The organism is Oryzomonas japonica, assembly GCF_008802365.1.
Classification (GTDB): domain Bacteria; phylum Desulfobacterota; class Desulfuromonadia; order Geobacterales; family Pseudopelobacteraceae; genus Oryzomonas; species Oryzomonas japonica.
In genome coordinates this window covers 1-23301 of sequence record NZ_VZQZ01000011.1, presented here as the reverse complement: position 1 = coordinate 23301, position 23301 = coordinate 1, and the positions used below count along the sequence as shown (strand labels likewise).

The window sequence follows — 23301 nt, the reverse complement described above, 5'->3', positions numbered from 1 at the left end:
AATATCGATGCGGGCGGTGAATGGCTTTTATTACATCCCCACTCACCACAAAACAGGAGAAGACCATGCAAAAATCAAAATCGGGGAACAAAACCATCGGCGAGATTGTCGCAACCGATTACCGGACTGCCACAGTCTTTGAAAGCCACGGCATCGATTTCTGCTGTGGCGGCAAGGTCGCTCTCGCGGCAACCTGCACAGAGAAAGGACTCGATCTTGCCACGATTACAAGCGAACTTGAGGCGGTGCAGCATGAACCGCTCGAACGGAACCAGAATTATTCGTCCTGGCCGCTGCCGTTTCTTGCCGACTATATCGTCAATACCCACCACGTTTATCTCAAGGAGAATGATGAGCAGATTGCCACCTATGCACGGAAGATCGCCGGTGTCCATGGGGCTCACCACCCCGAAGTTATCCGGATCGCCGCCATCTTTGAAAAGATCGCAACCGACATGGCTGGGCACCTGAAGGAGGAGGAAGAGGTGTTCTTCCCGGCTCTCAAGCGGGCCGATACGGCCAGAACAGCCGCCAGTGCGCCTGATGCCAAGGACCGGGAAACTATTCGTGTATCCCTCCTCAGGCTCCAGCGCGAGCACGAAGAAATCGGCGATGCAATCCACGAAATCCGCCACATCTCGAAGGAGTATTCAATCCCTGACGATGTCTGCAGCACCTTCATGCTCACTTACCAGAAGCTCAGAGAGTTCGAGGATGATCTCCACAAACATGTTCACCTTGAGAACAACATCCTTTTCCCGAAGGCGGCACAGCTCTAGCTTGGGGTAGGGGACAAATATTATTATATTTCGAATAAAATAATCAATCTACTGAATACAATTGCCGGTATTTACCTTAAAAATAGATATATGTTAAAATTATTTGGTATATATACTGGTAGTTCGTTTAATAAATAGCAAAAAATATAAACAACAACTTGATCAACCGGTTGCTAACTGCCGTAGGTTCGTAATATCCCGTAATGGTGGGGCGCCAAACAACCGGTTGTATTCACGGCTGAACTGGGAAGGGCTCTCGTAGCCTACCTGAAATGCTGCAGTCGCGGCATCCAGGTGTTCTGCCAGCATTAAACGCCTGGCTTCCTGTAAGCGTAACTGTTTCTGGTACTGTAAAGGGCTTAAGGCGGTCATCGACCTGAAGTGGTGATGGAACGTTGAAATGCTCATGCGGACTTGGGCTGCGAGGTCATTGATACTCAGCGGCTGTGTGAAATTAGCCTTCAACCAATCGATTGCCCGCGCTATCTGATGGCTCTGGCTCCCCGCCGATGCTATCTGGCGCAGGCGCTCGCCTTGATCGCCCACAAGTAAACGGTAGATGATTTCCCGCTGGATGATCGGCGCAAGGATCGGTATGTCCTGCTCCTCGGCAAGCAAGTCGATCAACCGTTGAAAGGCGGTGAGCAGTGGCAACGTCACCTCGCCGGTCGCCATGCCGCGGCTTGATTGCTGCGCACGGGGTGCGGGAAGATTGCTGTCCACCATTAGTTGTGAGATTTCACGCTGATCAAGTTTCAGTCTGAGCCCCAGGTATGGCTTCTCCGGGCTCGCTTCGATAATCTGCACGACCGTGGGGAGATGTATGGACGTGATCAGATAATGATGCGCGTCATACACATACGCGTCATCGCCGAGCAGCACGCGCTTTGCTCCTTGCGTGACCAGGCAAATGCTCGGTTCGTACATGCCGGTGACCGGCTCGGTCGGCTCGGTCCGCCGGAAAAGCGACAGGCCCGGGACTGCGGTTGTGTGTTGTTCGCCTTTTTCGGTCCATTGAGCAAGGCTGGCTCTCAAAGCTTCGAGCGAAATTTCCAAGTTGTTATTCTCGATCTCCCGCATAACTGCCTCGTTTCGAATGAATTTATCCTTACTGAATAGTACTTAACCCCACATTGCGTTACAACCATTATCCAGCATTTCGTACCATTAGGCAATAATTGAACAGGATTGGTCTATCTGTCGTTGCTGCTCCTGGAGTACGGTATAATCATCAATAGGGTCGTCTTGAATAGGTGAAAGGAGAGCACAATGCAAAAACGCAGATTAGGAAATAGCGGCCTGGAAGTCTCGGCCCTCGGGCTGGGGTGCATGAGCATGAGTTTCGGCTACGGTCCGGCCGGAGATAAACAGGATATGATCGCGCTGATTCGCTCGGCCGTGGAACAGGGTGTCACGTTCTTCGACACTGCCGAGATCTATGGCCCGTTCACGAACGAGGAACTCGTGGGCGAAGCCCTCGCACCGTTCCGCGATCAGGTAGCCATCGCCACCAAGTTCGGCTTCGATTGTGACAGCGGCAAGCCGGGCGACCTGAACAGTCGGCCGGAGCACATCAAACAGGTCGTCGAGGCATCACTTAAACGGCTCAAGACGGACACGATTGACTTGCTCTATCAGCATCGAGTTGACCCGAACGTGCCAATCGAAGATGTGGCCGGGACAGTGAAAGAGCTGATTCTGCAAGGCAAGGTCAAGCACTTCGGACTGTCGGAAGCCGGGGCACAAACCATCCGTCGCGCGCACGCCGTCCAGCCGGTCACTGCGCTCCAAAGCGAATACTCGCTCTGGTGGAGAGAGCCGGAAGCAGAAGTGTTGCCGACCCTGGAAGAACTCGGAATCGGATTCGTTCCTTTCAGTCCCTTGGGTAAAGGCTTTCTCACGGGACAGATCAACGAGGAAACGAAATTTGACAGCACCGATTTCCGCAATCAGGTTCCCCGTTTTAGCGAGGAGAATCGAAAGGCAAATCAGGTGCTGGTCGATCTGATCGGTCGATTTGCGGAACAGAAAAAAATAACCCCCGCCCAGGTCGCGCTGGCCTGGCTCCTGGCCCAAAAGCCATGGATTGTTCCGATTCCCGGCACCACGAAGCCGCATCGCTTGCGCGAGAACATCGGAGGCGCTTCAGTTCAACTTGCGCCGGAAGACCTGCGCGAGCTCGAAAGCGCCGCATCAAAAATAACGGTGCAAGGTGCACGCTACCCGGAAAACCTACAGAAACGGGTTGGACGCTGAAGCCGGAGAACGGTGCAAACAAACAGCCATTACGGCAAAATGAAACTGGCAGAGAACTAAAAAAATAACGGGAGTGATTATGAGCACAAACGATCTGAGCAAGAGTGTGATTTTTCCCATCGGAGAAAAACTTGAGAGCAGTAATTTTGACGGAACGGTCTGGCTCAACATGCTGACGCCTTTCGGCTCAGCCCTTCCCATCGGGAATGTGACCTTTGAGCCGGGATGCCGCAACAGTTGGCACACGCACGCGGGGGGACAGATTCTGCTGGTGACGGGCGGCAGGGGCTATTATCAGGAATGGGGCAAGCCGGCGCAGGAACTTCACCCCGGCGATGTCGTCAATATCCCTGCCGATGTGAAGCACTGGCATGGCGCTGCCAAGGATAGCTGGTTTGTCCACCTTGCCATCGAGGTCCATCCCGAAAAGGGTCCGGCAACCTGGCTGGAGCCGGTGTCGGAAGACGATTACAACACATTGAAATAACAGGGCCGTAGACCGTGACCGAGAAAATAACAAAAAAACAGCCTGAAGATGTCGGGCATCAATGGGATTCTGATGCGTCCGGCACATCAGGGGCTTCAATGCCTACTCCGCATCATCCAAAAGCCCAAAAGGGTGGCGGCGCTTCGGCGTCGGCCACCCCAGGGTGGCGCGTACTCGCTGTCCTCAGCATGTTGATGGGCTTTGCGTCGATTTCGACCGATCTTTATCTGCCCGCCATGCCCATGATGAGCCATTCTCTTCACGCAAATGAGGGGTTGGTCGACCTGACGATCTCCGCCTATCTCATCGGCTTCAGTTTGGGGCAGCTTCTGTGGGGACCGATCAGCGACCGGTATGGGCGCCGGTCCTCGGTGGCGATCGGACTGGTTCTGTTCGTGATCGGCTCGGCCGGTTGCGCTCTTTCGGGAAGCGCGCTGGCTATGATCGGCTGGCGTGTGGTACAGGCCCTTGGCGCCTGCGCCAGTGTGGCATTGTCACGGGCCATGGTGAGAGATCTCTATGAAGGTGCCCGTGCGGCGCAGATGTTGTCGATACTGATAACGGTGATGGGGATTGCTCCTCTCGTCGGGCCGCTGGTGGGTGGACAGATCGTCGCCCTTGCCGGATGGCGCGCCATTTTCTGGACGCTGGTCGGCATTGGTATTGCGACACTCGCGGCGTTGTTCACTATTCCCGAAACGTTGCCCGTTACGCGGCGCAACGAGGAATCGCTTGGCCGCGCAATGGCCCGTTACGGCCAGCTTTTGCGTGACCGCCGGCTTCTGGGTTATGCGGGCACAGGTGGTTTCTTCTACGCCGGCATGTTCGCTTATATCGCGGGTACGCCGTTTGCCTACATCACCTACTATCATGTGCCGGAACAGCTTTACGGCCTGCTGTTCGGTCTTGGCATCATCGGCATCATGGGCTCTAACCTTTTGAATTCCTACCTGGTTTCACGGTTCGGCTATGACCGGATGCTTCTGGCCGGCACCATCATCGCCGCGTTCTCCGCTATCATGGTGGCGCTGCTTGCCCGCACCGGCTGGGGCGGACTTTGGGGGTTGGTCGTTCCTCTGCTCGTGTTTGTCTCCGCGACCGGTTTCATTGTCGCTAACTCGATCACCGGTGCATTGGACAACTTCCCGGAACGCGCCGGTGCCGTGTCCGCGCTGATCGGTGCGATTCAGTACGGCAGCGGCATCATTGGTTCCGGTTTGGTCGGCATCTTCGCCAACGGCACGCCGTGGCCAATGGGGTGGGTGATTGCGCTTTGCGGGATCGGAAGCTTGCTTTCCATGCGGCTGCTCTTCCCGGTGTCCGGGCTTTCCGGAGTAAGGTACATGCCGGCGCGCCTTATCTGCAATGAAGAAGGCAAAACAGAGGCGTGTGGATCACTTTAAAAGAACAAAGTCAGGAAGGATATTCGGTGTGCCTGAATGAGTGTAGCTGATAACGCGGGCAAGCAGCGGCTTTGGCCGCCACATCACCGAGCAACATCTGGCTGCAGAGATCGCCATCAAACCAAGGCTGCTTAAAACTAAAATCAAAACAAGGAGAAAACCTATGTTCAAAGCAAAAGCATATTCCGCCGCCAGTGCCACATCGCCGCTGGTTTCCAGCACAATCCCGCGACGCGATACGACGGAACGCGACGTGCAGATTGAAATCCTCTTCTGCGGCGTCTGCCACTCCGATCTTCACCATGCCCGCGACGAGTGGCACAGCATCATGCCCACGGTCTACCCCTGCGTGCCGGGGCACGAGATCGTCGGCCGGGTCACCAAGGTCGGTTCCGCGGTCACGAAATTCAAGCCGGGCGACCTTGCGGGCGTCGGCTGCCTGGTCGATTCAGACCACACCTGCCCCAATTGCCAGGATGGCCTGGAACAACTGTGCCCGAACCAGACCCTCACCTACGGTTCCCCGGACAAACACCTGGGCGGGGTTACCTATGGCGGCTACTCCGACAGCATCGTTGTCGATGAACGCTTCGTTCTGCGCGTTCCCGCCAACCTCGACCTTGCCGGGGTCGCACCGCTGCTCTGCGCCGGGATCACGACGTACTCGCCCATGCGCCGCTGGGGCGACCTCGCGGGCAAGAAGGTCGGCGTGGTCGGCCTTGGCGGGCTGGGTCACATGGGTGTCAAGTTTGCCCATGCCTTCGGAGCCCACGTCGTGGTCTTCACCACCTCACCCAACAAAAAAGAGGATGCGCTCCGTTTGGGCGCGGATGAGGTCATCATCTCCACCAGTGCCGAAGACATGAAGAAACACGCAGGTACGTTCAACTTTATCCTCGACACCATTGCCGCCGATCACGACATCAACGCCTATATCACCATGCTCGGCCGTGACGGCAACATCACCCTCGTCGGCGCGCCGGAGAAACCGCTCTCCGTCTCCGCCTTTGCGCTGCTGTTCGGACGCCGCAGCCTCTCCGGGTCCATCATCGGCGGCATCGCCGAGACTCAGGAGATGCTCGACTTCTGTGGCTCGCACAACATCGTCTCTGATGTGGAAGTCATCCCCATCCAGAGGATCAACGAAGCGTACGAAAGGCTGCTCAAGTCCGATGTGAAATACCGCTTCTCCATCGATATGGCTTCTTTGAAATCGGAATGACCGCCGGACGATGCGGGAGCGCCATCCGGCTGGCGCCGCAGCCGGATCACGGCAGAAGGGAAGGTGGGAGCATATGACGAAGAAACTTGGTTTTGGCTGCATGAGGTTACCGCTTCTGGACAGTGATGATCAGGCGTCCGTGGACAGGGAGACATTCAACAGGCTCGTGGATACCTTTCTGGAAAAGGGGTTCAATTATTTCGATACGGCGCTGTCCTATCACGGCTTCAAGAGCGAAGAATTCGTCAGAGAGGCGCTGGTCAAGCGGCACCGGAGGGATGAATTCCTCCTGGCCACGAAGCTGCCGCCCAGAATGTTGCAGGAAAAGGAGGATCACGAGCGGATTTTCAGCGAGCAACTGGCAAAATGCGGCGTCGAATTCTTCGACTACTACCTGCTGCACAACATCGGCGTCAGCGCCTACCAACTGGCCTGCCGGTACGACTCCTTCGGTTTTGTCCAGAGGAAAAAAGAGGAGGGGCGCATCGGGAAGGTGGGCATCTCCTTCCATGACACGCCTGAACTGCTTGATGAAATACTGACGGCACACCCGGAACTGGATTTCGTCCAACTGCAGATCAACTACATTGACTGGGAGAACCCCGGCATCCAGTCCCGCAGGTGCTATGAGGTCGCCCGCAAGCACCGTATGCCGATCATCGTCATGGAGCCCTGCAAGGGAGGGAACCTCGCCGTGGTTCCCGCACCGGCGGAAGAGCTGATGAAATCGTACAACCCGGACGCCTCCCTCCCGTCATGGGCCATTCGGTTTGCGGCAAGCCTGGAAGGCGTGATTATGGTGCTCAGCGGCATGGGCACCATGGAGCAGTTGCTCGACAATACGTCGTACATGACAGACTTCAAGCCGCTTTGCGCAGACGAGTACCGGATCATTGACCAGGTGACCGGCATCATCAACGCAGACACGGCCGTTCCCTGTACAACCTGCCAGTACTGCGTCGACAAATGCCCGAAAAACATACCGATCCCGAGTTACTTCGCGCTCTACAACAGCTCGAAACGCGCCGTGACCGACAACATTTCAAGCCAGTTCGTCTATTACCTGAATCTGGCATCGAACCACGGCAGGGCCGGCGACTGCACCGGCTGCCGGAAATGCGAAGAGACCTGTCCGCAGCATATCGAGATTTCAAAACTCATGAAGGCAGTGTCGGAGACATTCGACAACGGGCCGGGGCTGCCGACCAAGTGATCGTGCCGGCACCCCCGGATATAAACATACATTAAGAAGGATTGCACATGCCAGAGGATAAGAAATACCGGAGCCTGCTCCGGGATCTACAACAGATGGGCAAAGCCGTTGTGGCCTTCTCGGGCGGCGTTGACAGCACCTTCCTGCTTCATGCCGCCCGCGAGGCTTTGGGAGCGAATGTTTTGGCCGTGACCCTGGCAACCCCGTACATCCCCCAGAGCGAGCTTGCAGAAGCCAAGGCCCTGGCGGATTCCCTCGGGGTTCGCCACCGGGTGGTCGTCGAACCGTTCCCGGAGGCGATCCGGAACAATCCGCCGGATCACTGCTATCTCTGCAAGCGCCACCTCTTTTCGACTCTGCTGGCGATGGCGGCCGAGGAGAGGATCGACCATGTCCTGGAGGGGACCAATTCCGACGACCTGCAGGACTTTCGACCCGGTCTCCGGGCTCTTCGGGAGCTCGGGGTCGAGAGCCCGCTCTTGAAGGCCGGCCTGGCCAAGGACGATATCCGCCGGCTGTCCAGAAGTCTCGGACTTTCGGTATGGGACAAACCGGCCAAGGCCTGCCTCCTGTCGAGGATTCCCGTGGGCACATGGGTGGAGGAGGCGGAGTTGCGCCGCATCGAGGAAGGGGAAGAGTTCCTGGCCCGGATCGGGTTCCCCGCGGTCCGGCTCCGGAGTCATGGCGAGATCGCCCGGATCGAAGTGCCCTTGGAGGAAATCCCCGCCCTGATTGCCGCCGCCCGGCAGCACGGCGTCGACGACAGGCTGAAAGGTCTGGGATACCGCCATGTGACCGTCGATCTGGCCGGTTATCGCAGGGGAAGCCTGAACCGGAATCAGGACGCGGCAAGCTGACAAGCCCATGCCCGGTTGTCTGCGACCTTCTCCTGCAAAACCGGACGATCGGGCAAGAAATCGATAGAGTTAGGCTATCAGCCTTCGCTCTTTCAAGAGTAGTATCGGCTACGGTTAGTGTCGTGTCACATCCGACATATGTCGGCAGCGCAAATTGAAAACCGGGTATCAAGAAAGCATTCAATCCCCAAGGAGGCGTTACATGGCAAACAACATTTCACGTCGAAATTTCCTGCAGACAGGCGCCGTTGCACTGGGAACCGTAGCCGTAAGCCGATTTGGCGGCATAAGCAACGTTTTTGCCGCGCAGCAGGAAAAGTCCCAGGTCTTTTTCACAACAGACATCAGTGCCGCCGGGCTGCTGCAGATCTATTCCAAGATCAATCAGGGCATAACCGGCAAAGTCGGGATCAAGGTACATACCGGCGAGCCGCACGGCCCCAACATACTGCCGCGGGACATGGTGAAGGCCCTGCAGCAACGTATTGCCAACAGTAACCTGGTGGAGACAAATACCCTGTACAAGGGCAAAAGGCAGACTACGGCGGATCATCGCGAAACCATCAGGATCAATGGCTGGGATTTCTGCCCGGTGGACATCATGGACGAGGACGGGGCAGTGATGATCCCCGTTAAAGGCGGGAAGCATTTCAAGGAGATGTCGGTCGGCAAACACATGCTTGCCTACGACTCGATGGTCGTGCTGACCCATTTCAAAGGGCACGCCATGGGCGGCTTCGGCGGTTCGTTGAAGAATATCGCCATAGGCTGCGCCGACGGGCCCATCGGCAAGAAAATGGTCCACGCCGCCCCGGATAATGAAAATTACGCGGCCTGGCTTCAGGGAGAACCCTTCCAGGAAAACATGGTGGAGTCGGCCAAAGCCACCATAGACCACTTCGGGAAGAGGATCGTCTACATAAATGTGCTGCGCAATATGTCCGTGGACTGCGACTGCGCCGGCACCAAGGCAGCTCCGGTCAAGGCGCGCAATCTGGGCATCCTGGCTTCCACCGATCTTTTGGCCGTAGACCAGGCTTCCATCGACATGGTGTATAAGCTGCCCGAAGCGGAACTTCACGACCTTAAGGAACGCATTGAATCCCGCAAGGGCCTGCGCCAGCTGTCGTACATGAAAGAGATGAAAATGGGCAATGATCGGTACGAATTGATTACGCTGTAAGGACAAGAGGCGATATGGACCACGGTATTCTTTTTGACCATTCCCGCACCGCGCGAATCGGTCTGCCGGAAACGGTTTTCTGCGAAGGAAAGCCTTTTGCGGCGTTAGTAGAACTGCTTTCCCGCTTCGGCAACGGCTCCGGGCATCCGATCCTGTTCACGCGGCTTGCCCCGGAGGTCTTCGCTCAAGCGCCCGAAGCGATCCGTACGGGCTATGACTATCATCCTCTATCCCGCACGGCGTTCGGGGACACGCTTCCGCCAAAGGCCACGGGGAGGGTTGCCGTAGTCTCCGCAGGAACGGCGGACAGCTTTGTGGCCTGGGAAGCGGCACGCACGTTGGCCTATCTGGGCATTGAATACAAAATTTTCGAGGATTGCGGCGTCGCCGGACTATGGCGGCTTGCGGAGCGTTTGGAAGAAATCAATACCTTTGATGCGCTCATTGTGGTGGCCGGGCTGGACGCCGCCCTGACGAGCGTCATGGGTGGCCTCACACCCAAGCCGATTTTCGGCGTCCCGACCTCCGTGGGGTACGGCGTGGCCCACGGAGGCAAGGCCGCGCTGGCGAGCATGCTCTCCAGTTGCGCTCCCGGCGTCGCAATCATGAATATCGACAATGGCTATGGTGCCGCTTGCGCCGCAGCGAGGGTGGTCAACGGATTATGAACGGCACGAAAGAAGAAAGCATACCTGAAAGGCACGACCATCATCATGGTCACGCACACCCCCATGAGCACGTGCCGTGCGAAAACGTAAAACAGAATGATCTGGTTCTGACCATACGGGCCCATTCGGGCCTGTCTGGAGATATCTTGCTCGCCGGACTATTGCGTATGACGGAAACCGGCGCGGCGGAAACGGACCGGCTGCTCTCCGCCATACTTCCCGAACTGTCCGGGACCGTGCGTCTGACCAAGCGGCAGGTGAACCACATCGGCAGCTGGTTCGCGGAGGTCACGCTGCCGCATCAGCACGAACACCGGACACTTGCAGACATCGCCGCACTCATTGCCGCGAGTGGCATGGGCGACGCGGCGAAACGCCTCGCCACGGATACCTTCACCCTGCTTGCAACGGCTGAGGCTGCCGTGCATGAGAAAAAACCGGAAGATATCCATTTCCACGAGGTCGGCGCCTTGGACAGCATTTTGGATATCTGCATGTCGTGCGAACTGTTTACCCGTCTTGCCCCTGCGCGCTTCGTGGTCAGTCCGCTGCCGCTGGCGGACGGAGGCGTCACCTGCGCTCATGGCATCATCCCCGTTCCGGCTCCTGCCGTACTGGAACTCCTCGAAGGCATCCCCGTGCGTCCCTTTCCGGATGTTGGCGAGACAATAACGCCGACGGCCGTGGCGCTGCTCCGCTGCCTCGGTGCGACCTTCGGGCCGTGGCCCGCCATGCGGGTGGAGAGGCGGGCTCTGGTCTATGGCACGCGGGTTTTTGCCAACGCGCCCAATGGGGCAATCTTCGCCTGTGGTCCGAGGGACGATGGTTGACGCTCGTCACCTGCGTTTTCGGAACGTGGAAATGGAAAACCACGAGACAAAACAGTTGAATTTATCGACATATGAAAAGGTGACTTACAAAATGAATAAAAAAATATTAGTGTTGTCCTCCAGTCCGCGGAGAGGCGGAAATTCGGATCTGTTGTGTGACCAGTTCACCAGGGGAGCACAGGAGGCTGGGCATCACGCCGAAAAGATTTTTGTAAAAGATAAAAAAATCAATTACTGCACGGGATGTGGCACCTGTCTCAACGGGAAAAAAGCATGTCCACAGAAAGATGACATGGCTGAAGTCCTGGAGAAAATGATTGCAGCCGATGTGATCGTGATGGCAACCCCTGTTTACTTCTATACGATGTGTGGACAAATGAAAACCCTGATTGACAGGACCTGTTCCCGTTATACCGAGATCAACAACAAAAATTTTTATTTCATCGTCGCAGCTGCCGACGACAGCACGCAGGCAATGGAAAGAACCCTGGAAGGATTCAGAGGATTTACCTCGTGCCTTAACGGAGCAAAAGAAAAGGGCATCATCTACGGCGTTGGCGCCTGGAATATTGGAGACATTACAGAAAGCCCGGCTATGAAACAGGCCTATGAAATGGGGAAAAACGGGTAAATAGGATCGCCGTATTGTCTGGCTTACCTTTGCCATCTCCATCTACGGCGCCGTGGGCATGAGCTCCACAAGTAGCCCGCGCTTTTTTCACGCAGATTCTGCCTCTGAGCATAGCCCGGGATGTGCCGCCGTTTTTTTCGCAAAATCAAAATTTTCTTCATGGCGTGCCTCCAATACCATCGTTATCCACATCCCAGGGATGGAGCATCTGCAGCGGTTGCCCTAGCTGTACGTTACGCGGACAACGGTCTTGACATTTAAACCGCCTTGTGCCAAGCCTAGCAAGGCAGTAGAGCCATAAACGTCTGCTCGTATCTGCTACATCAAAAGCAAAACGGTCAAAAGGAAACGTCGAACCATGAAAATTGCGGTTGTCGGGGCCGGGGCGGTCGGTCTCTATTACGGAAGTCTCTTGCAACGTGCCGGGCATGAGGTGCGTTTTTTACTGCGGCGGGATTATGACGCCATTACCAGGTCCGGCCTGACCGTCACGTCCCCGCGCGGTGATTTTCACCTTGAAGGGGTCCAGGGATTTCGCGATTCCTGCGACATGGGAACCGTCGATCTGGTCCTGATTGCGCTCAAGGCCTTTGCCAACCAGCATCTGGTGGAGATGGTGCGGCCATTGCTGGGGAGCGCCACTGCGCTGCTCACCGTTCAGAACGGCCTCGGCAACGAAGAACTGCTGGCAGACGCTTTTGGCGGCGATCGCGTGCTGGGCGGGGTGGCAATGATCGGCGTTACCCGCGGCGAACCGGGGGTGGTGAACCACATGGCGCTCGGCTCCATCCGGCTGGGGGAATTCAGCGGCGGACGTTCGGTGCGGAGTGAACAAGTAGCAGCCATGTTCGGCGCTGCCGGCGTTACCTGCGAGGCGGTAGCCGACCTCCGGAAGATCCGCTGGGAAAAACTGGTGTGGAATATCCCTTTCAACGGCCTGTGCGCCTTGACCAACCAGACCCCCGGCACGTTGTTGGCCAATCCTGCCACCCGTTGTCTGGTCGCGGAGATCATGGACGAGGTCATCGCCGGAGGCAACGCCCAGGGGTTGTCCGAACCGATCTCCCGGGAGTACCGGGAGGAGATGTTGACCAGCACGGTCCAGCATACCAGCGACTACCGGCCCAGTATGATGGTCGACCGGCTTGAGGGGCGCCCCCTGGAACTGGAGGCGATCTACCGGATTCCCCTGCGTTATGCGGCGCAGCAGGGGGTGCCGATGGTCCGGGTCGGGATGCTCAATGCTTTGCTGGACCTTGGCGAGCCGGTTCACCCCTGACGCTTCGATCTTTTCCTTGACAGCGACGACCAGTAAGGATAGAAATCTATATAGTTAGTAGTTAAATTCGGGAGCCTGCACGGGAACCGGCCGGAAAACCGAGGCCAGGGGTGGCGGCCCCCGGCTTTTTTTTACCCTATGACATGGCAAAGAGGTAGCAATATGATCAGGAAAACAGCCCGATGAAACAGACCATTACATCATTATTTCCCGCTGAAGAGCAAATTCCTGAACCATACCGCATCGAAACGCCGATCCGGCAGGACTATTACCTGATCGACGGCGAATTGCGCCGTTGGGATGGCCCCTTGCAGGAGGTCCTTTCGCCGGTCCGGGTTGCGGCAGAGGGAGGGCTTGTCCCGAAGCGGGTAGGGGAGTCTCCCCTGCTTAGTGAAGGGGCGGTCCTGGAGATTCTTCAGGTGGCGGTGCGGGCCTATGACAACGGGCGGGGAACCTGGCCGACCATGTCGGTGGGGGAGCGTATTCTGTGTGTGCAGCGTTTTACGGACACCATGCTGGGGAAACGGGAGGAGATCGTCAAGCTCCTCATGTGGGAGATCGGAAAGTCCCTGCAAGAGGCGAAGCGCGAGTTCGAACGGGCCGTCGCCTATATCCACGACACCATTGAGGCGCTGAAGGAGTTAGACAGGGTTTCGTCCCGTTTTATCATCCAGCAGGGGATCATCGGTCAGATTCGCCGCGCCCCCCTGGGGGTCGTGCTCTGCATGGGGCCATACAATTTTCCGCTCTATGAGACCTTTACGACCCTCATCCCCGCATTGATCATGGGAAATACCATCCTGCTCAAACCGCCCCGCTTCGGCATCCTGCTTTTTCAGCCGCTGCTGGAGGCCATTCGCGATTCGTTTCCGCCGGGGGTCGTCAACACGGTCTACGGTGACGGCGAGGTGGTCGTGCCCCCTCTGCTTGCTTCGGGCAAGGTGGATGTGCTCGGTTTCATCGGAACCCACCGGGTTGCCGACGCGCTCCGCGCGATCCATCCCCGTCCCCATCGGCTGCGCTGCGTGCTCGGGCTGGACGCAAAGAACCCGGCGATCATCCTGCCGGATGCCGATCTGGATCTTACGGTGGCCGAGTGCCTGCGGGGAAGTCTCACCTATAATGGCCAGCGCTGCACCGCACTGAAGATCATGTTTGTGCACCGTTCCATTGCCGATGCCTTTGTGAAGCGCATGTCCGCAGGGATTGACGCCCTGAAGTGCGGCATGCCGTGGGATGAAGGGGTGACTATCACGCCGCTTCCGGAGCCGGAAAAACCGGGCTACCTGGAAGGGCTGGTGCGGGACGCTCAAGGCTTCGGCGCACGGGTAGTGAACAGGGATGGCGGCATCAACGACGCTTCGTTCTTCTATCCTGCGCTGCTCTACCCGGTTGGCCCGGCCATGCGGGTCTATGACGAGGAACAGTTCGGCCCGGTCATCCCGGTCGTCCCCTACGACGATATCCGGGAACCGATCGACTATGTGGTCGCTTCGGATTACGGCCAGCAGGCCAGTATCTTCGGGCGTGATAGCGACCTGCTGGCCCAACTGGTGGACGCTCTGGTCAACCAGGTCTGCCGCATCAACATCAACAGCCAATGCCAGCGGAGCCCCGACTGCTTCCCCTTCAACGGCCGGAAAAACTCCGCCGAGGGAACCCAATCCGTGGCCGACGCCCTGCGCATATTTTCCATCAGGATCGTGGTCGCGGCACGGGAGTCCGAGGACAACCGGGAGATCATCTCCGACATCGTCAAGGGGCGAAAATCCCACTTTCTCTCCACGGACTTCATGCTGTAAGGGGGCGATTGGGTAGTGATGGGGGAGGGGTAATCAGGGAATGCTCGTGGCCCCTTGCCCGGAAGGGGCACGCAAACACCTCTGTGAATCGTTTTACTACGTCACGCTGTCGATCTTCAACAGTACGGTTTCATTTATCTTTTCGGTTGATATCAATAGCCCGATTCGCGTCGGCTGCCCCGAACGCTCGCACTTGAGGTAGGCCGGCATCTCCCGGTGGCTGCTGCCGGAGTGAAAGGTGTCCCTGACCGCGATCCTGATGGCGCACCCGCTGCAATGTATCGTCTTGCCACACCCTTCCGGCGTCGCCGCATAGATGCATTCGAAAACGTCTCCACCGTGGCTGTCCTCGATTTCGGGCAGTTCCTTTTGGACAAAGGAGAGCGCCAGGGCATTCGCGCCGATCACCCTGACATCGTTATCGACCAGCAAAACGGGGATGTTCAGTGCGTCAAGGAAGGCCGTCAGATGTACTCCCTGGTCTGCAAGAAAAAGGTTGGCGCATTCCGGGCATATGCCGTAGCTGACCGTAGGGCGCCGCTCATCGAAAGGGGCCGTTAGTCCAATCTCGCCATAACACCATGCGCATATCTTTTTCATGCCCTCAAGTGTACCAGATAGTGCAAAAATATCATGAGTCAAAATTCAATTTTTCCAACAAACGACACGGCATCGTTGCTCCTGAAAACCAGCCGTGCGGTAGTGAGGGATGTCGATTTCAAGCGTACTGCGTTCAGGCGCGGTTTAAAGTTACATCCACAGAGAGGACTGGGTCACACATGATTTCGAAAAAATGGATCGTATCACCGGTTGTGCTGTTACTGCTCGCACTATCCCTGAGCTCCTGCGCGGGCGTAAAGACGCTCACGGCCGAACGGCCGCGCGATGAAGCCTTTCGCACGGTGCTGAGAAGGGATGTTTCCACGCTCAACGTACCGGTAGAGGCGACAGCGGAGGAACTCGCCCGAGTTTTGAACCAGACGGTTCATAAAGAGCTGTACAAGGGGGCAACCGGGACGAGTGGGCTGACTGCAGATGTGAGGCGCAACGGTCTGATCTCTGTCAGCGCAGCCAATAACTACCTGTACGTCACCCTGCCGGTCGCCATGTCGCTCAACTACGGTATGTTCGGAACCCCTGCCATTCCCGTCACTTTGAAATTCAAGGCCACTGCCGGCATTACCCCCGACTGGCGACTGCATGCGGAGATCTACTACCAGGGGCTGAGCGATTTGGTGACCGAGGAGGTCGGCATCGGCCCCCTCTCGTTCAAGCCGCGCAGCATCGTGGAGGGGATTACCCAACCACTGCAGCGGGTAGTATCCGATCTGGTCAACAAAAAGATCAATGACCTGATTCCTGTGAAAGCCCTGGTTGCCAAGGTCTGGAACAGCGCCCGGCAGCCGGTTCTGCTGGATAAAAGCCGCAGTGTCTGGCTGAAACTGACCCCCCGCGAGATCGTTCTGTGCCCGTTGTCTGCCCGGAACAATAAGGTCAGATTGAGTGTGGGCATCAGCACGTTTGCCGAACTGGTGGTGGGTCCCGAACCGGCGACGCAGCCCCTGCCGCCCCTGCCCAACCTCAAGCTGGTCAACACGTTCGACAGGACGTTCCGCATCGCCCTGAATACCGATCTCTTCTACAAGGACCTGCGTGCCATCGCCGTGCCCCTGCTGCGCAACAAGCAATTCGATTCCGACGGCAAAAGTATCGTCATCAAGGATTTCGACCTGTATGGCAACGGGGACAAACTCGTCATCAAGCTGGAGACCCAGGGATCGCTGGACGGGGTCTTCTATCTGACCGCCAAGCCGGTCTATGATCCAAAGACCAACGTATTCTCCGTGGAGGATGTGGACTTTGACATGCAGACCCAAAGCCTGCTGCTCCAGTCGGCCGACTGGTTCCTGCACGGCACCATCAGGGGTGTGATTCAGGATAAGCTCAATATGAATCTGAACCGGCAGTTGGAACAATCACGCCAAATGGCCGTAAAAGCGCTTGCTCGGGTGCCGTTGATGGATCACGTATTTTTGACGGGTGACGTAAAGGATCTGAAGTTTGGCGATGTGATTATGCAAAAGGACAGAATATCTCTCCAGGTGTACACCGAGGGAGAATCTGCCATTCTTTTTCAATAGCCCATCGCCAGGGACGACGGTTCGATAGCCTCCGCATCCCTCAGGAGAGCAGACGCGTCAGTGCATCCGGATGAAGGTGAAGCCCCAAGAGTCCGGCCAGCCCCATGACACCTCCGAACCCGGCGAAGAGCAGCGACATGAAGAGCAACTTGCGCTTTCCGGTCAAGGCGGTAATGGCCAACATGGCCAGGGAGATGGAGAGGGCCGCATCGGACAGGTCGAACTGGTCGTCCTTGAAGTTCAGGTCATCGTACTCCTTCTCGAACGCTTTCGATTTCTTCATCAGGGCATCTTCCTCGGCCTGGTAGCGTGCAATCGACTCCTGATAGTGCCTCTGCTGTGTCATCAACACCACGTTTCCCTTCCCCGCCGCCATGGCCTGAAGCGCGATGGTCTGGCTCAACCCAAGCTCGGCCACGTGATGCTTGATCTTCTTCGATTGGTACTCGTTCCAGCTATCCACGGCATTTGATTTGGCCTGGAGCATGGCCTGGACGATGTTGTCGTCTTTAACCTTGGTGATGCCCATGAAGACGGAGACCAGGGCCACGCTCACCGCCACCCAATTGTTGAGCCGATTCTTTGTCTCTGCCGCATCGAGGCTTTGCCGCATGTTATTCAATTCGGTCACGGGATCTTCCTCCTGACAAGATATAGGGTCATGCCGTAACAGTATCCATTCCTGCCATCGGCTGTCAATTACGATATCATCGGGGGAACACCTAAGGGCGGATTGTAAGCTGAACGACGGAAAAATGCCCCATACGGTGGAATCTTTGGCACCGATGCCGCCAATGCCGTCAGAAAGGGGTAATTGACAACGGGCGTATATAAACTACAGTTTTTATAGCAAGCCATTCCATGCCTTTAAGCAGAGGAGCCGCGTCATGATGGTTGTTATCATGACTCTCTCGGTTGCGTTTCAGTTCCTGGCGGCGTTCCTGGCGCTCCGGCTGATACGGGTCAGCGGAGAAAAGGCCGCCTGGATGCTTGTCGCGAGCGGACTGATCATCATGGGTGTTCGCCGTGCGGTCATGTTTGCCCATATCCTTGCCGGCTCTTCACGGTGGGATGTGACCGTAGAGATGCTGGGACTTGTCATCTCCATCCTGATGACCTGCGGGATCATCCTCATCAAGCCGCTGTTCCTGCGCTATAACCAGGTGCAGGGGGAATTGCAGCAGCAACGGATGGAACTGGAACGTATGAACAAAAACCAGGAGGAGCGCATTGCCGCTACGATTGCCGAATTGCGCAGGAAGGACGAGGTGCTCATCCGGCAGAACCGTTTTGCCGCCATGGGAGAAATGATTACCAATATCGCCCATCAATGGCGCCAACCGCTCAACAATATCGGGCTCATTGTCCAGAACCTCAATCTTGGTTATCTGTCCGGCACATTGTCCCCGGGACAGTTTCAGGAAGATGTGGACAATGCCATGGCCACGATTGAGCGCATGTCGCTGAAGATAGACGACCTGCGCAATTTTTTCCTCAAAGACACGGTGAAACGGGAATTTCATGTGGATAAGGTGATTGCCCAGACCACAGGACTCCTGGACGCCTCGCTCCAGCATGCCCACATCCGTGTGGATGTACAGGCTGAAGCGGGTGTGACGCTTGTAGGCTATAAGAACGAATATGCCCGCGCCGTGCTGAATATTATCAATAATGCCAGAGATGTCTTACAGGAGCGTGAGGTGGAGGCGCCGTGCATTACCATCCGGATCTTCCGGGAAAGTGATCGGTGTGTGGTTACCGTGCATGACAATGGGGGCGGCATCGACGAAGCGATCATCCCCAGGATATTCGACCCGTATTTCACCACCAAGGAACCCCATAAAGGTACCGGCATCGGATTGTACATGTCGAAGGTGATCATCGAAAACAGCATGGGGGGGAGCATCTCCGCCCGAAACATCGACGGCGGCGCCGAGTTCAGGATAGCTGTCTAGTTTTCCCCCATGCGACGTCTACCTCAACGGTGCAGCAGCGCCATCTCCATCCGTCTGAGGGCTTCGCGCAGAAGTTCTCGCTGGCAGCCGAAGTTGAGCCGGATAAACCCCGGGGCGCCAAAATCGCTGCCGTCCGAAAGTCCTACCCCCGCCTCCTCAAAAAAATACCCCGGTTGGTCGATGCCGGTCCCGCGGGCATCGATCCAGGCCAGATACGTGGCCTCGACCGGGGTCATGGCCAGGCCCGGCATGCGGGAGATCTCTCTGGTCAGCAGGTCGCGGTTGCCGCGCAGATAGGCAATCAACTCCCGCCGCCACGGCTCTCCGTCGCGATAGGCTGCCAAGGCTGCGGTGTAACCAAGGAGGTTGACGTGCGGTACGATACGCCCCATTGCCTTTTGGAAATTTCTGCGCAACCCAATATCGGAGATGACGGCAAATGAGCAGCCCAGGCCGGGGATGTTGTAGGTCTTGCTGGGGGCCAGCAGGGTGATGGTGCGGCTGGCTATTTCCGGGGAAAGGGCCGCAATGGGGATATGGCGCTTCTCCGCATCGAGTACGAGCCCGGCATGGATTTCGTCGGAGCCGATCACCAGATCGTGGCGTTCGGCAAGTTCGGCAAATTGTAATAATTCTTCCCGCGACCAGGAACGGCCCACCGGATTATGGGGACTACACAGCAGCAGGAGTTTGGTCCGCGGGGTGATGGCGCGTTCCAGCGCCGCCATGTCTGCCACCCAACGCCCCTCCTGCAACTGCAGCGGTGCCGTGATCAGGGTGCGCTGGGACAGGGGTGGGGCAGACAGAAAAGGGGGATAGACCGGCAGGAAGGTTGCAACCGCGTCACCTGCGTTGCCCACGGCCCGACAGAGCACGTTCAGCCCGCACACCAAGCCGGGCAGCCAGACGATCCAGTCCGGTTCCGCCCGCCAGCAGAAATCCCGCTCAAGATGGTCCAGAACCGCTGCCGCCAACTCATGCGACGGGTGGGTATAACCGAAAACACCGTGGCTGACCCGCTCGTGGAGCGCTTCGATGATAGCCGGGGGGGAGCGGAAGTCCATGTCCGCGACCCACAGGGGGATGATGTCACGTTCCCCGTACCGGTCCCATTTTTCGCTGCCGCTGTTCCTGCGGTCGATGGGGGCATCAAAGTCGAATCGAGCGCCGGCGGTCATGGGGTGGCTCCCTGAGGTGGGCAGAGTCCATTGGTAACTTCCAGCACGGCGTCCGCCCGATTGAGGGTGTACAGGTGCACGCCCGGAGCACCGCCTGCCAGCAACTCCTCCGTCTGTCTGCGGGCATGGGCCACCCCCAGCTTCTGCACCTCGGCCGCGCCGCCGCGCCGGTCCGCCTCTTCAAGCTGCGCCATAAAATCCGGCGGCATAACAGTGCCGCACAACGACACGATACGTTTGATCACCTTCAGGCTGACTACCGGCAGGATGCCGGGAATGATCGGCTTGGTGATGCCGTGATCGCGGGCGTTGCGAACAAAATCGAAGTAGATGCGGTTGTCGAAGAAGAGTTGGGTGATGGCAAAATCGGCGCCATGGTCCAGCTTGAGCTTGAGGTAGGCCAGGTCTGCCGCGGTGCTCGCGGCCTCGGGGTGAACCTCCGGGTAGGCGGCCACTCCCAGGCCTACGTGGGGGTGGGAATCGCGGATGAGAGCTACCAGGTCCGAGGCGTGCGCCAAGGGGCGGTGGGGCGATGATTTGGGCGTGCTGTCCTGGGGCAGGTCGCCGCGCAGTGCCAGAACATTATCCCCCCCGGCCCGTGTCAGTTGGTCCAGAAACGTGCGTACATCGTCCTCATGGGCCCCGACGCAGGTCAGGTGGGCCATGGTTTCCAGACCATGCTCCTGCTTGAGGCGGCCGACGATCTCCAGGCTGTCTCCATGAGTGCTCCCCCCTGCACCGTAGGTTACCGAGCAAAAGAGCGGATTTACCTCCTTCAGACGGTCGACGGTGTGGAAAAAGGCAGGCCATTCAGAGCGTTCTTTTGGGGGGAAGAATTCCAGGGAGAGAAACGGTTTGTCCGGTATTATGATATCGATGATCTTCATGTGTAAGTATGTGTTCCTGTCGTAATGTGGTTACAGAGTCGTTTAATCAACGGCGCAACTGTTGCGCCGGGGTGAAATAGCGGCGGTATCCCTGCATCAGAAGCAGGAAGGCGGTGGCCGCCACCCCCCCGGATACGGCGCACATGATGGCGATCTGGTAGCGGACCGCAACCGCCGGTTCCGTACCGGACAGAATCTGGCCGGTCATCATGCCGGGCAGAGAAACGATCCCCATGGCCGCCATGGTGTTGAGGGTCGGGATAAGGGCGGCGGAAAAGGCATTGCGCAGGGCCGTCTCAACCGCTTGGCGGGGAGTCGCTCCCAGGCAGAGCGCCGTCTCGATCTCCTCGCGACGTTCCCCGATCTCGGCCTCCAGCCGCTCGGCCGCCAAGCTGGCTCCCTGCATGGAGTTACCGAGGATCATGCCGAACAGGGGGATCAGGTAGCGGGGTTCATACCAAGGAGAGTATCCCACCACCAAGGCGCAGAAGAAAAAGGTCACCCCTCCGCACCCGGCCAGGATCGAACTCCCCATCACCCGGTAGAATCCGGGCATCTTCCGTTTGGCCTGGGAGCCGGCCACCTGCAGGGAAAAGCCGGCCATGACGACCAGGATGGACGTCACCAAGAGTGGGGTCTTGACTGAGAATACCAGGTGGAGGAGATAGCCGATAGCCAGAAGCTGTACGACCATCCTCAGGGCGGCCCAGCCGATTTTCCGCGCCTGTCCCAGCCGCTGGAAACGGGACAGGGCCATGGCGAACAGGATCAGGGCGAATGCCAACAGGAGGTTGGAAAGCTCCAGGTTCACGAGTCCGCGGTTATCCATGTTTCCCCCCCTTTTCCGGCTCTGCCAAAAACCGTATCAATTCGGCGCTTGCAGGCTCTGCCAGGACGTGCGCCGCCGGACCCGCCTCCCTGATCCGCCCCGCCTCCAGATAGATCAGATCGTCGGCGATCTTACCGGCCAACCGCAGGTCGTGGGTCACCAGGATGACCGCCATGCCCTGGTGCCGGCAGATATCCTGGAGGGCCGCGGCCAACTGGTCGCCAGTCGGCCGGTCCAGGGCGCTGGTCGGTTCGTCCAGCAACAGGACCGGAGGGGAGGTTATCACGGCCCGGGCCAGGCTGGCCCGCTGCTGTTGGCCGATGGAGAGGCTTCGGGCATCCCGTTCCAGCAGGTCGGGAGCCAGACGGGCCAGTTCCAGGGTGCGTCTGACCTCCACGCTGCCGGCATCCGGCATGGCTTCTCTACGGTAGGCCAGGGGGCGTTGCAGATTGTGGAGCAGCGTGCCGGGAAACATGAACGGCCGTTGCAGCACCATGGCGACCCTTCGTCGCAGCAGCAGCGGGTCCATGCCGGCAATATCCTCGCCACCCAGCAGGATGCAACCTGTGGTCGGGTCGTCAAGGCGGTTGATCAACCGGATCAGGGAGCTTTTGCCTCCCCCGGAAGGCCCCACGATGGCGGTTATCCGCCCCTTGGCGGCCGAGAACGTTACTTCGCTCAGGATAACGGCTTCCCGCCCCTGCCCGTCGGCCCGCGTCAGGCCGACCCCTTCCACCTGCACCATTGGCTGGCCGTTAGGCGGTACAATTTCTGCCATCCCCGTCACTGTGTCTTTCCTCGTCTCCTGCCTGAGGCGTCTCCGGCAGTTCCCACGTATTCCTGCTCCTCATGTCGAGGCTGCCACTGAAACCTGCCCAGCGGGATCCGGCCGTGCCCGTCAAAGCTCACCCCTTCGCTTTCAAGGCGAAGCCGTTGCACCACATCCGCCGGGCTGCCGCCGGAACGCGGGCTGATCTGCCCCCTGGCATTCACGACCCGGTGCCACGGGACGGGAACCTGGTCGTGGAGGGAACTCAGGGCGTAGCCCACGAGCCGTGCGTGGCCGGGCATACCTGCCAGACGGGCGACTTGCCCGTAGGTCGCCACACGCCCCTCGGGGATGAGCGACACAACAGAATAAATCTTTTGGTATGCGGTTATGGGGGTCGGCATGAGAGTGCCCCGTTTGCGCCGGCCGCAGACGGGCCAGCTAAAACATCATTCAACTACAAAACCGTTATGGCAAGCAACTCAAAAAAATATCAATTTCTTTTCTCACATCTTCACGCAAAACACAAACACCTGACGCCGTCCCGGCTGTTTCCCTCAAGTAAAAACCCTCTTTCAAGATGCCCGGCAATCATGGCATTTTAAACCACATTTCACCGTCGTACCTTGTGCCGTCTGTCCCGACGCGAATAGCTCCGGCCGAACGCGTTGGAATAGGGGCGCTTTTTATTTTGTTTTTTTGTGCGTTTGTGGCTATATTTGCTGCAGTAGAGACAAAACCTCGATATAGAGTTCACTTTGAAATGATAGGCGACGGAAGGGGAGGTGTCTTTTGAAAAAAGTGTGCGCATGTGCGGCCGTATCCCTGGTATTGGCATTCTCCGGAACGGTGTTCGGGGCTGTATCGGAGGGGCAGTTCTCGGTTTCCCCCATGATCGGCGGCTATACCTATGATGGGGGGCAGCATCTCAG

General features: G+C 57.7%; 23 protein-coding genes. 15 read left to right on the top strand and 8 right to left on the bottom strand.

What is annotated here, in order from left to right:
- Nucleotides 1-65 precede the first annotated feature (65 nt).
- Nucleotides 66-779, top strand: a complete 714-nt coding sequence (gene ric / locus F6V25_RS15170; RefSeq protein WP_151129467.1) for an iron-sulfur cluster repair di-iron protein — start codon at nt 66-68, stop codon at nt 777-779.
- Between the two features lie 162 nt (nt 780-941).
- Here the strand turns inward: ric and F6V25_RS15165 are convergent, their stop codons facing one another.
- The gene (locus F6V25_RS15165) at nt 942-1859 is read right to left on the bottom strand and encodes an AraC family transcriptional regulator (protein WP_151129466.1); all 918 of its coding nucleotides are present in this window, start codon (nt 1857-1859) and stop codon (nt 942-944) included.
- Between the two features lie 189 nt (nt 1860-2048).
- On the opposite strand from F6V25_RS15165, the gene F6V25_RS15160 reads away from it, so the two are divergent.
- The 12 genes from F6V25_RS15160 to F6V25_RS15105 all read left to right on the top strand — a co-directional run bounded on the left by F6V25_RS15160 (nt 2049) and on the right by F6V25_RS15105 (nt 14610).
- Nucleotides 2049-3035, top strand: a complete 987-nt coding sequence (locus F6V25_RS15160; protein ID WP_151129465.1) for an aldo/keto reductase — start codon at nt 2049-2051, stop codon at nt 3033-3035.
- 79 nt (nt 3036-3114) lie between these two features.
- Nucleotides 3115-3522 (top strand): cupin domain-containing protein, encoded by a 408-nt coding sequence (locus tag F6V25_RS15155; RefSeq protein WP_151129464.1) that lies wholly within the window; start codon nt 3115-3117, stop codon nt 3520-3522.
- A gap of 14 nt (nt 3523-3536) precedes the next feature.
- Complete coding sequence (locus tag F6V25_RS15150; protein ID WP_246167067.1) at nt 3537-4925, top strand: multidrug effflux MFS transporter; 1389 nt, start codon at nt 3537-3539, stop codon at nt 4923-4925.
- A 163-nt stretch (nt 4926-5088) separates the two neighbouring features.
- Nucleotides 5089-6147, top strand: coding sequence for an NAD(P)-dependent alcohol dehydrogenase (locus F6V25_RS15145; RefSeq protein WP_151129463.1), 1059 nt, complete (start codon nt 5089-5091; stop codon nt 6145-6147).
- Nucleotides 6148-6220: 73 nt separating this feature from the next.
- The gene (locus F6V25_RS15140) at nt 6221-7360 is read left to right on the top strand and encodes an aldo/keto reductase (protein WP_151129462.1); all 1140 of its coding nucleotides are present in this window, start codon (nt 6221-6223) and stop codon (nt 7358-7360) included.
- A 47-nt stretch (nt 7361-7407) separates the two neighbouring features.
- A complete protein-coding gene (gene larE / locus F6V25_RS15135; RefSeq protein ID WP_151129461.1) occupies nt 7408-8217 on the top strand; it encodes an ATP-dependent sacrificial sulfur transferase LarE in 810 nt (269 codons plus the stop codon).
- A gap of 202 nt (nt 8218-8419) precedes the next feature.
- Nucleotides 8420-9400, top strand: coding sequence for a DUF362 domain-containing protein (locus F6V25_RS15130; protein ID WP_151129460.1), 981 nt, complete (start codon nt 8420-8422; stop codon nt 9398-9400).
- Nucleotides 9401-9414: 14 nt separating this feature from the next.
- Nucleotides 9415-10068, top strand: coding sequence for a nickel pincer cofactor biosynthesis protein LarB (larB, locus tag F6V25_RS15125; RefSeq protein ID WP_151129459.1), 654 nt, complete (start codon nt 9415-9417; stop codon nt 10066-10068).
- Nucleotides 10065-10898: a nickel pincer cofactor biosynthesis protein LarC gene (gene larC, locus F6V25_RS15120; RefSeq protein WP_151129458.1), complete on the top strand. Its 834-nt coding sequence runs from the start codon at nt 10065-10067 to the stop codon at nt 10896-10898. The genes larB and larC overlap by 4 nt, the downstream gene beginning before the upstream one ends.
- 31 nt (nt 10899-10929) lie before the next feature.
- On the top strand, nt 10930-11529 hold the full coding sequence (locus tag F6V25_RS15115; protein WP_246167066.1) for a flavodoxin family protein: 600 nt from the start codon (nt 10930-10932) through the stop codon (nt 11527-11529).
- 358 nt (nt 11530-11887) lie between these two features.
- The gene (locus tag F6V25_RS15110) at nt 11888-12808 is read left to right on the top strand and encodes a 2-dehydropantoate 2-reductase (RefSeq protein WP_151129457.1); all 921 of its coding nucleotides are present in this window, start codon (nt 11888-11890) and stop codon (nt 12806-12808) included.
- 182 nt (nt 12809-12990) lie between these two features.
- Nucleotides 12991-14610, top strand: coding sequence for an NADP-dependent glyceraldehyde-3-phosphate dehydrogenase (locus tag F6V25_RS15105; RefSeq protein WP_151129456.1), 1620 nt, complete (start codon nt 12991-12993; stop codon nt 14608-14610).
- A gap of 96 nt (nt 14611-14706) precedes the next feature.
- Here F6V25_RS15105 and F6V25_RS15100 read toward each other — a convergent pair whose 3' ends face one another.
- Entirely contained in the window at nt 14707-15210 is a 504-nt protein-coding gene (locus tag F6V25_RS15100; RefSeq protein ID WP_151129455.1) for a hypothetical protein, read from the bottom strand.
- 179 nt (nt 15211-15389) lie between these two features.
- Between F6V25_RS15100 and F6V25_RS15095 the strand changes: the two genes are divergently transcribed.
- Complete coding sequence (locus tag F6V25_RS15095; RefSeq protein WP_151129454.1) at nt 15390-16751, top strand: DUF4403 family protein; 1362 nt, start codon at nt 15390-15392, stop codon at nt 16749-16751.
- 40 nt (nt 16752-16791) lie between these two features.
- Here the strand turns inward: F6V25_RS15095 and F6V25_RS15090 are convergent, their stop codons facing one another.
- Nucleotides 16792-17382 carry a DUF4337 domain-containing protein gene (locus tag F6V25_RS15090; protein ID WP_151129453.1) on the bottom strand — a complete coding sequence of 197 codons (591 nt, stop codon included), beginning with the start codon at nt 17380-17382 and terminating at the stop codon, nt 16792-16794.
- Nucleotides 17383-17638: 256 nt separating this feature from the next.
- Between F6V25_RS15090 and F6V25_RS15085 the strand changes: the two genes are divergently transcribed.
- Entirely contained in the window at nt 17639-18706 is a 1068-nt protein-coding gene (locus tag F6V25_RS15085) for a sensor histidine kinase (protein WP_151129452.1), read from the top strand.
- 23 nt (nt 18707-18729) lie between these two features.
- Here the strand turns inward: F6V25_RS15085 and F6V25_RS15080 are convergent, their stop codons facing one another.
- The 5 genes from F6V25_RS15080 to F6V25_RS15060 are packed head-to-tail and all read right to left on the bottom strand — an operon-like array spanning nt 18730 to nt 22773.
- Entirely contained in the window at nt 18730-19884 is a 1155-nt protein-coding gene (locus tag F6V25_RS15080) for a MalY/PatB family protein (RefSeq protein WP_151129451.1), read from the bottom strand.
- The gene (locus F6V25_RS15075) at nt 19881-20771 is read right to left on the bottom strand and encodes a methylenetetrahydrofolate reductase (RefSeq protein ID WP_151129450.1); all 891 of its coding nucleotides are present in this window, start codon (nt 20769-20771) and stop codon (nt 19881-19883) included. Before F6V25_RS15075 ends, F6V25_RS15080 begins: the two co-directional genes overlap by 4 nt.
- 46 nt (nt 20772-20817) lie before the next feature.
- Nucleotides 20818-21600 (bottom strand): ABC transporter permease, encoded by a 783-nt coding sequence (locus F6V25_RS15070; protein WP_151129449.1) that lies wholly within the window; start codon nt 21598-21600, stop codon nt 20818-20820.
- A complete protein-coding gene (locus F6V25_RS15065; RefSeq protein ID WP_151129448.1) occupies nt 21593-22378 on the bottom strand; it encodes an ABC transporter ATP-binding protein in 786 nt (261 codons plus the stop codon). The genes F6V25_RS15070 and F6V25_RS15065 overlap by 8 nt, the downstream gene beginning before the upstream one ends.
- A 5-nt stretch (nt 22379-22383) precedes the next feature.
- Entirely contained in the window at nt 22384-22773 is a 390-nt protein-coding gene (locus F6V25_RS15060) for an MGMT family protein (RefSeq protein ID WP_151129447.1), read from the bottom strand.
- Nucleotides 22774-23301: the final 528 nt, after the last annotated feature.

Coding starts and splice junctions, on each gene's coding strand:
- ric (WP_151129467.1), top strand. CDS start 66: ATGCAAAAATCAAAATCGGGGAACAAAACCATCGGCGAGATTGTCGCA.
- F6V25_RS15165 (WP_151129466.1), bottom strand. CDS start 1,859: ATGCGGGAGATCGAGAATAACAACTTGGAAATTTCGCTCGAAGCTTTG.
- F6V25_RS15160 (WP_151129465.1), top strand. CDS start 2,049: ATGCAAAAACGCAGATTAGGAAATAGCGGCCTGGAAGTCTCGGCCCTC.
- F6V25_RS15155 (WP_151129464.1), top strand. CDS start 3,115: ATGAGCACAAACGATCTGAGCAAGAGTGTGATTTTTCCCATCGGAGAA.
- F6V25_RS15145 (WP_151129463.1), top strand. CDS start 5,089: ATGTTCAAAGCAAAAGCATATTCCGCCGCCAGTGCCACATCGCCGCTG.
- F6V25_RS15140 (WP_151129462.1), top strand. CDS start 6,221: ATGACGAAGAAACTTGGTTTTGGCTGCATGAGGTTACCGCTTCTGGAC.
- larE (WP_151129461.1), top strand. CDS start 7,408: ATGCCAGAGGATAAGAAATACCGGAGCCTGCTCCGGGATCTACAACAG.
- F6V25_RS15130 (WP_151129460.1), top strand. CDS start 8,420: ATGGCAAACAACATTTCACGTCGAAATTTCCTGCAGACAGGCGCCGTT.
- larB (WP_151129459.1), top strand. CDS start 9,415: ATGGACCACGGTATTCTTTTTGACCATTCCCGCACCGCGCGAATCGGT.
- larC (WP_151129458.1), top strand. CDS start 10,065: ATGAACGGCACGAAAGAAGAAAGCATACCTGAAAGGCACGACCATCAT.
- F6V25_RS15115 (WP_246167066.1), top strand. CDS start 10,930: ATGGAAAACCACGAGACAAAACAGTTGAATTTATCGACATATGAAAAG.
- F6V25_RS15110 (WP_151129457.1), top strand. CDS start 11,888: ATGAAAATTGCGGTTGTCGGGGCCGGGGCGGTCGGTCTCTATTACGGA.
- F6V25_RS15105 (WP_151129456.1), top strand. CDS start 12,991: ATGAAACAGACCATTACATCATTATTTCCCGCTGAAGAGCAAATTCCT.
- F6V25_RS15100 (WP_151129455.1), bottom strand. CDS start 15,210: ATGAAAAAGATATGCGCATGGTGTTATGGCGAGATTGGACTAACGGCC.
- F6V25_RS15095 (WP_151129454.1), top strand. CDS start 15,390: ATGATTTCGAAAAAATGGATCGTATCACCGGTTGTGCTGTTACTGCTC.
- F6V25_RS15085 (WP_151129452.1), top strand. CDS start 17,639: ATGATGGTTGTTATCATGACTCTCTCGGTTGCGTTTCAGTTCCTGGCG.
- F6V25_RS15080 (WP_151129451.1), bottom strand. CDS start 19,884: ATGACCGCCGGCGCTCGATTCGACTTTGATGCCCCCATCGACCGCAGG.
- F6V25_RS15075 (WP_151129450.1), bottom strand. CDS start 20,771: ATGAAGATCATCGATATCATAATACCGGACAAACCGTTTCTCTCCCTG.
- F6V25_RS15070 (WP_151129449.1), bottom strand. CDS start 21,600: ATGGATAACCGCGGACTCGTGAACCTGGAGCTTTCCAACCTCCTGTTG.
- F6V25_RS15065 (WP_151129448.1), bottom strand. CDS start 22,378: ATGGCAGAAATTGTACCGCCTAACGGCCAGCCAATGGTGCAGGTGGAA.
- F6V25_RS15060 (WP_151129447.1), bottom strand. CDS start 22,773: ATGCCGACCCCCATAACCGCATACCAAAAGATTTATTCTGTTGTGTCG.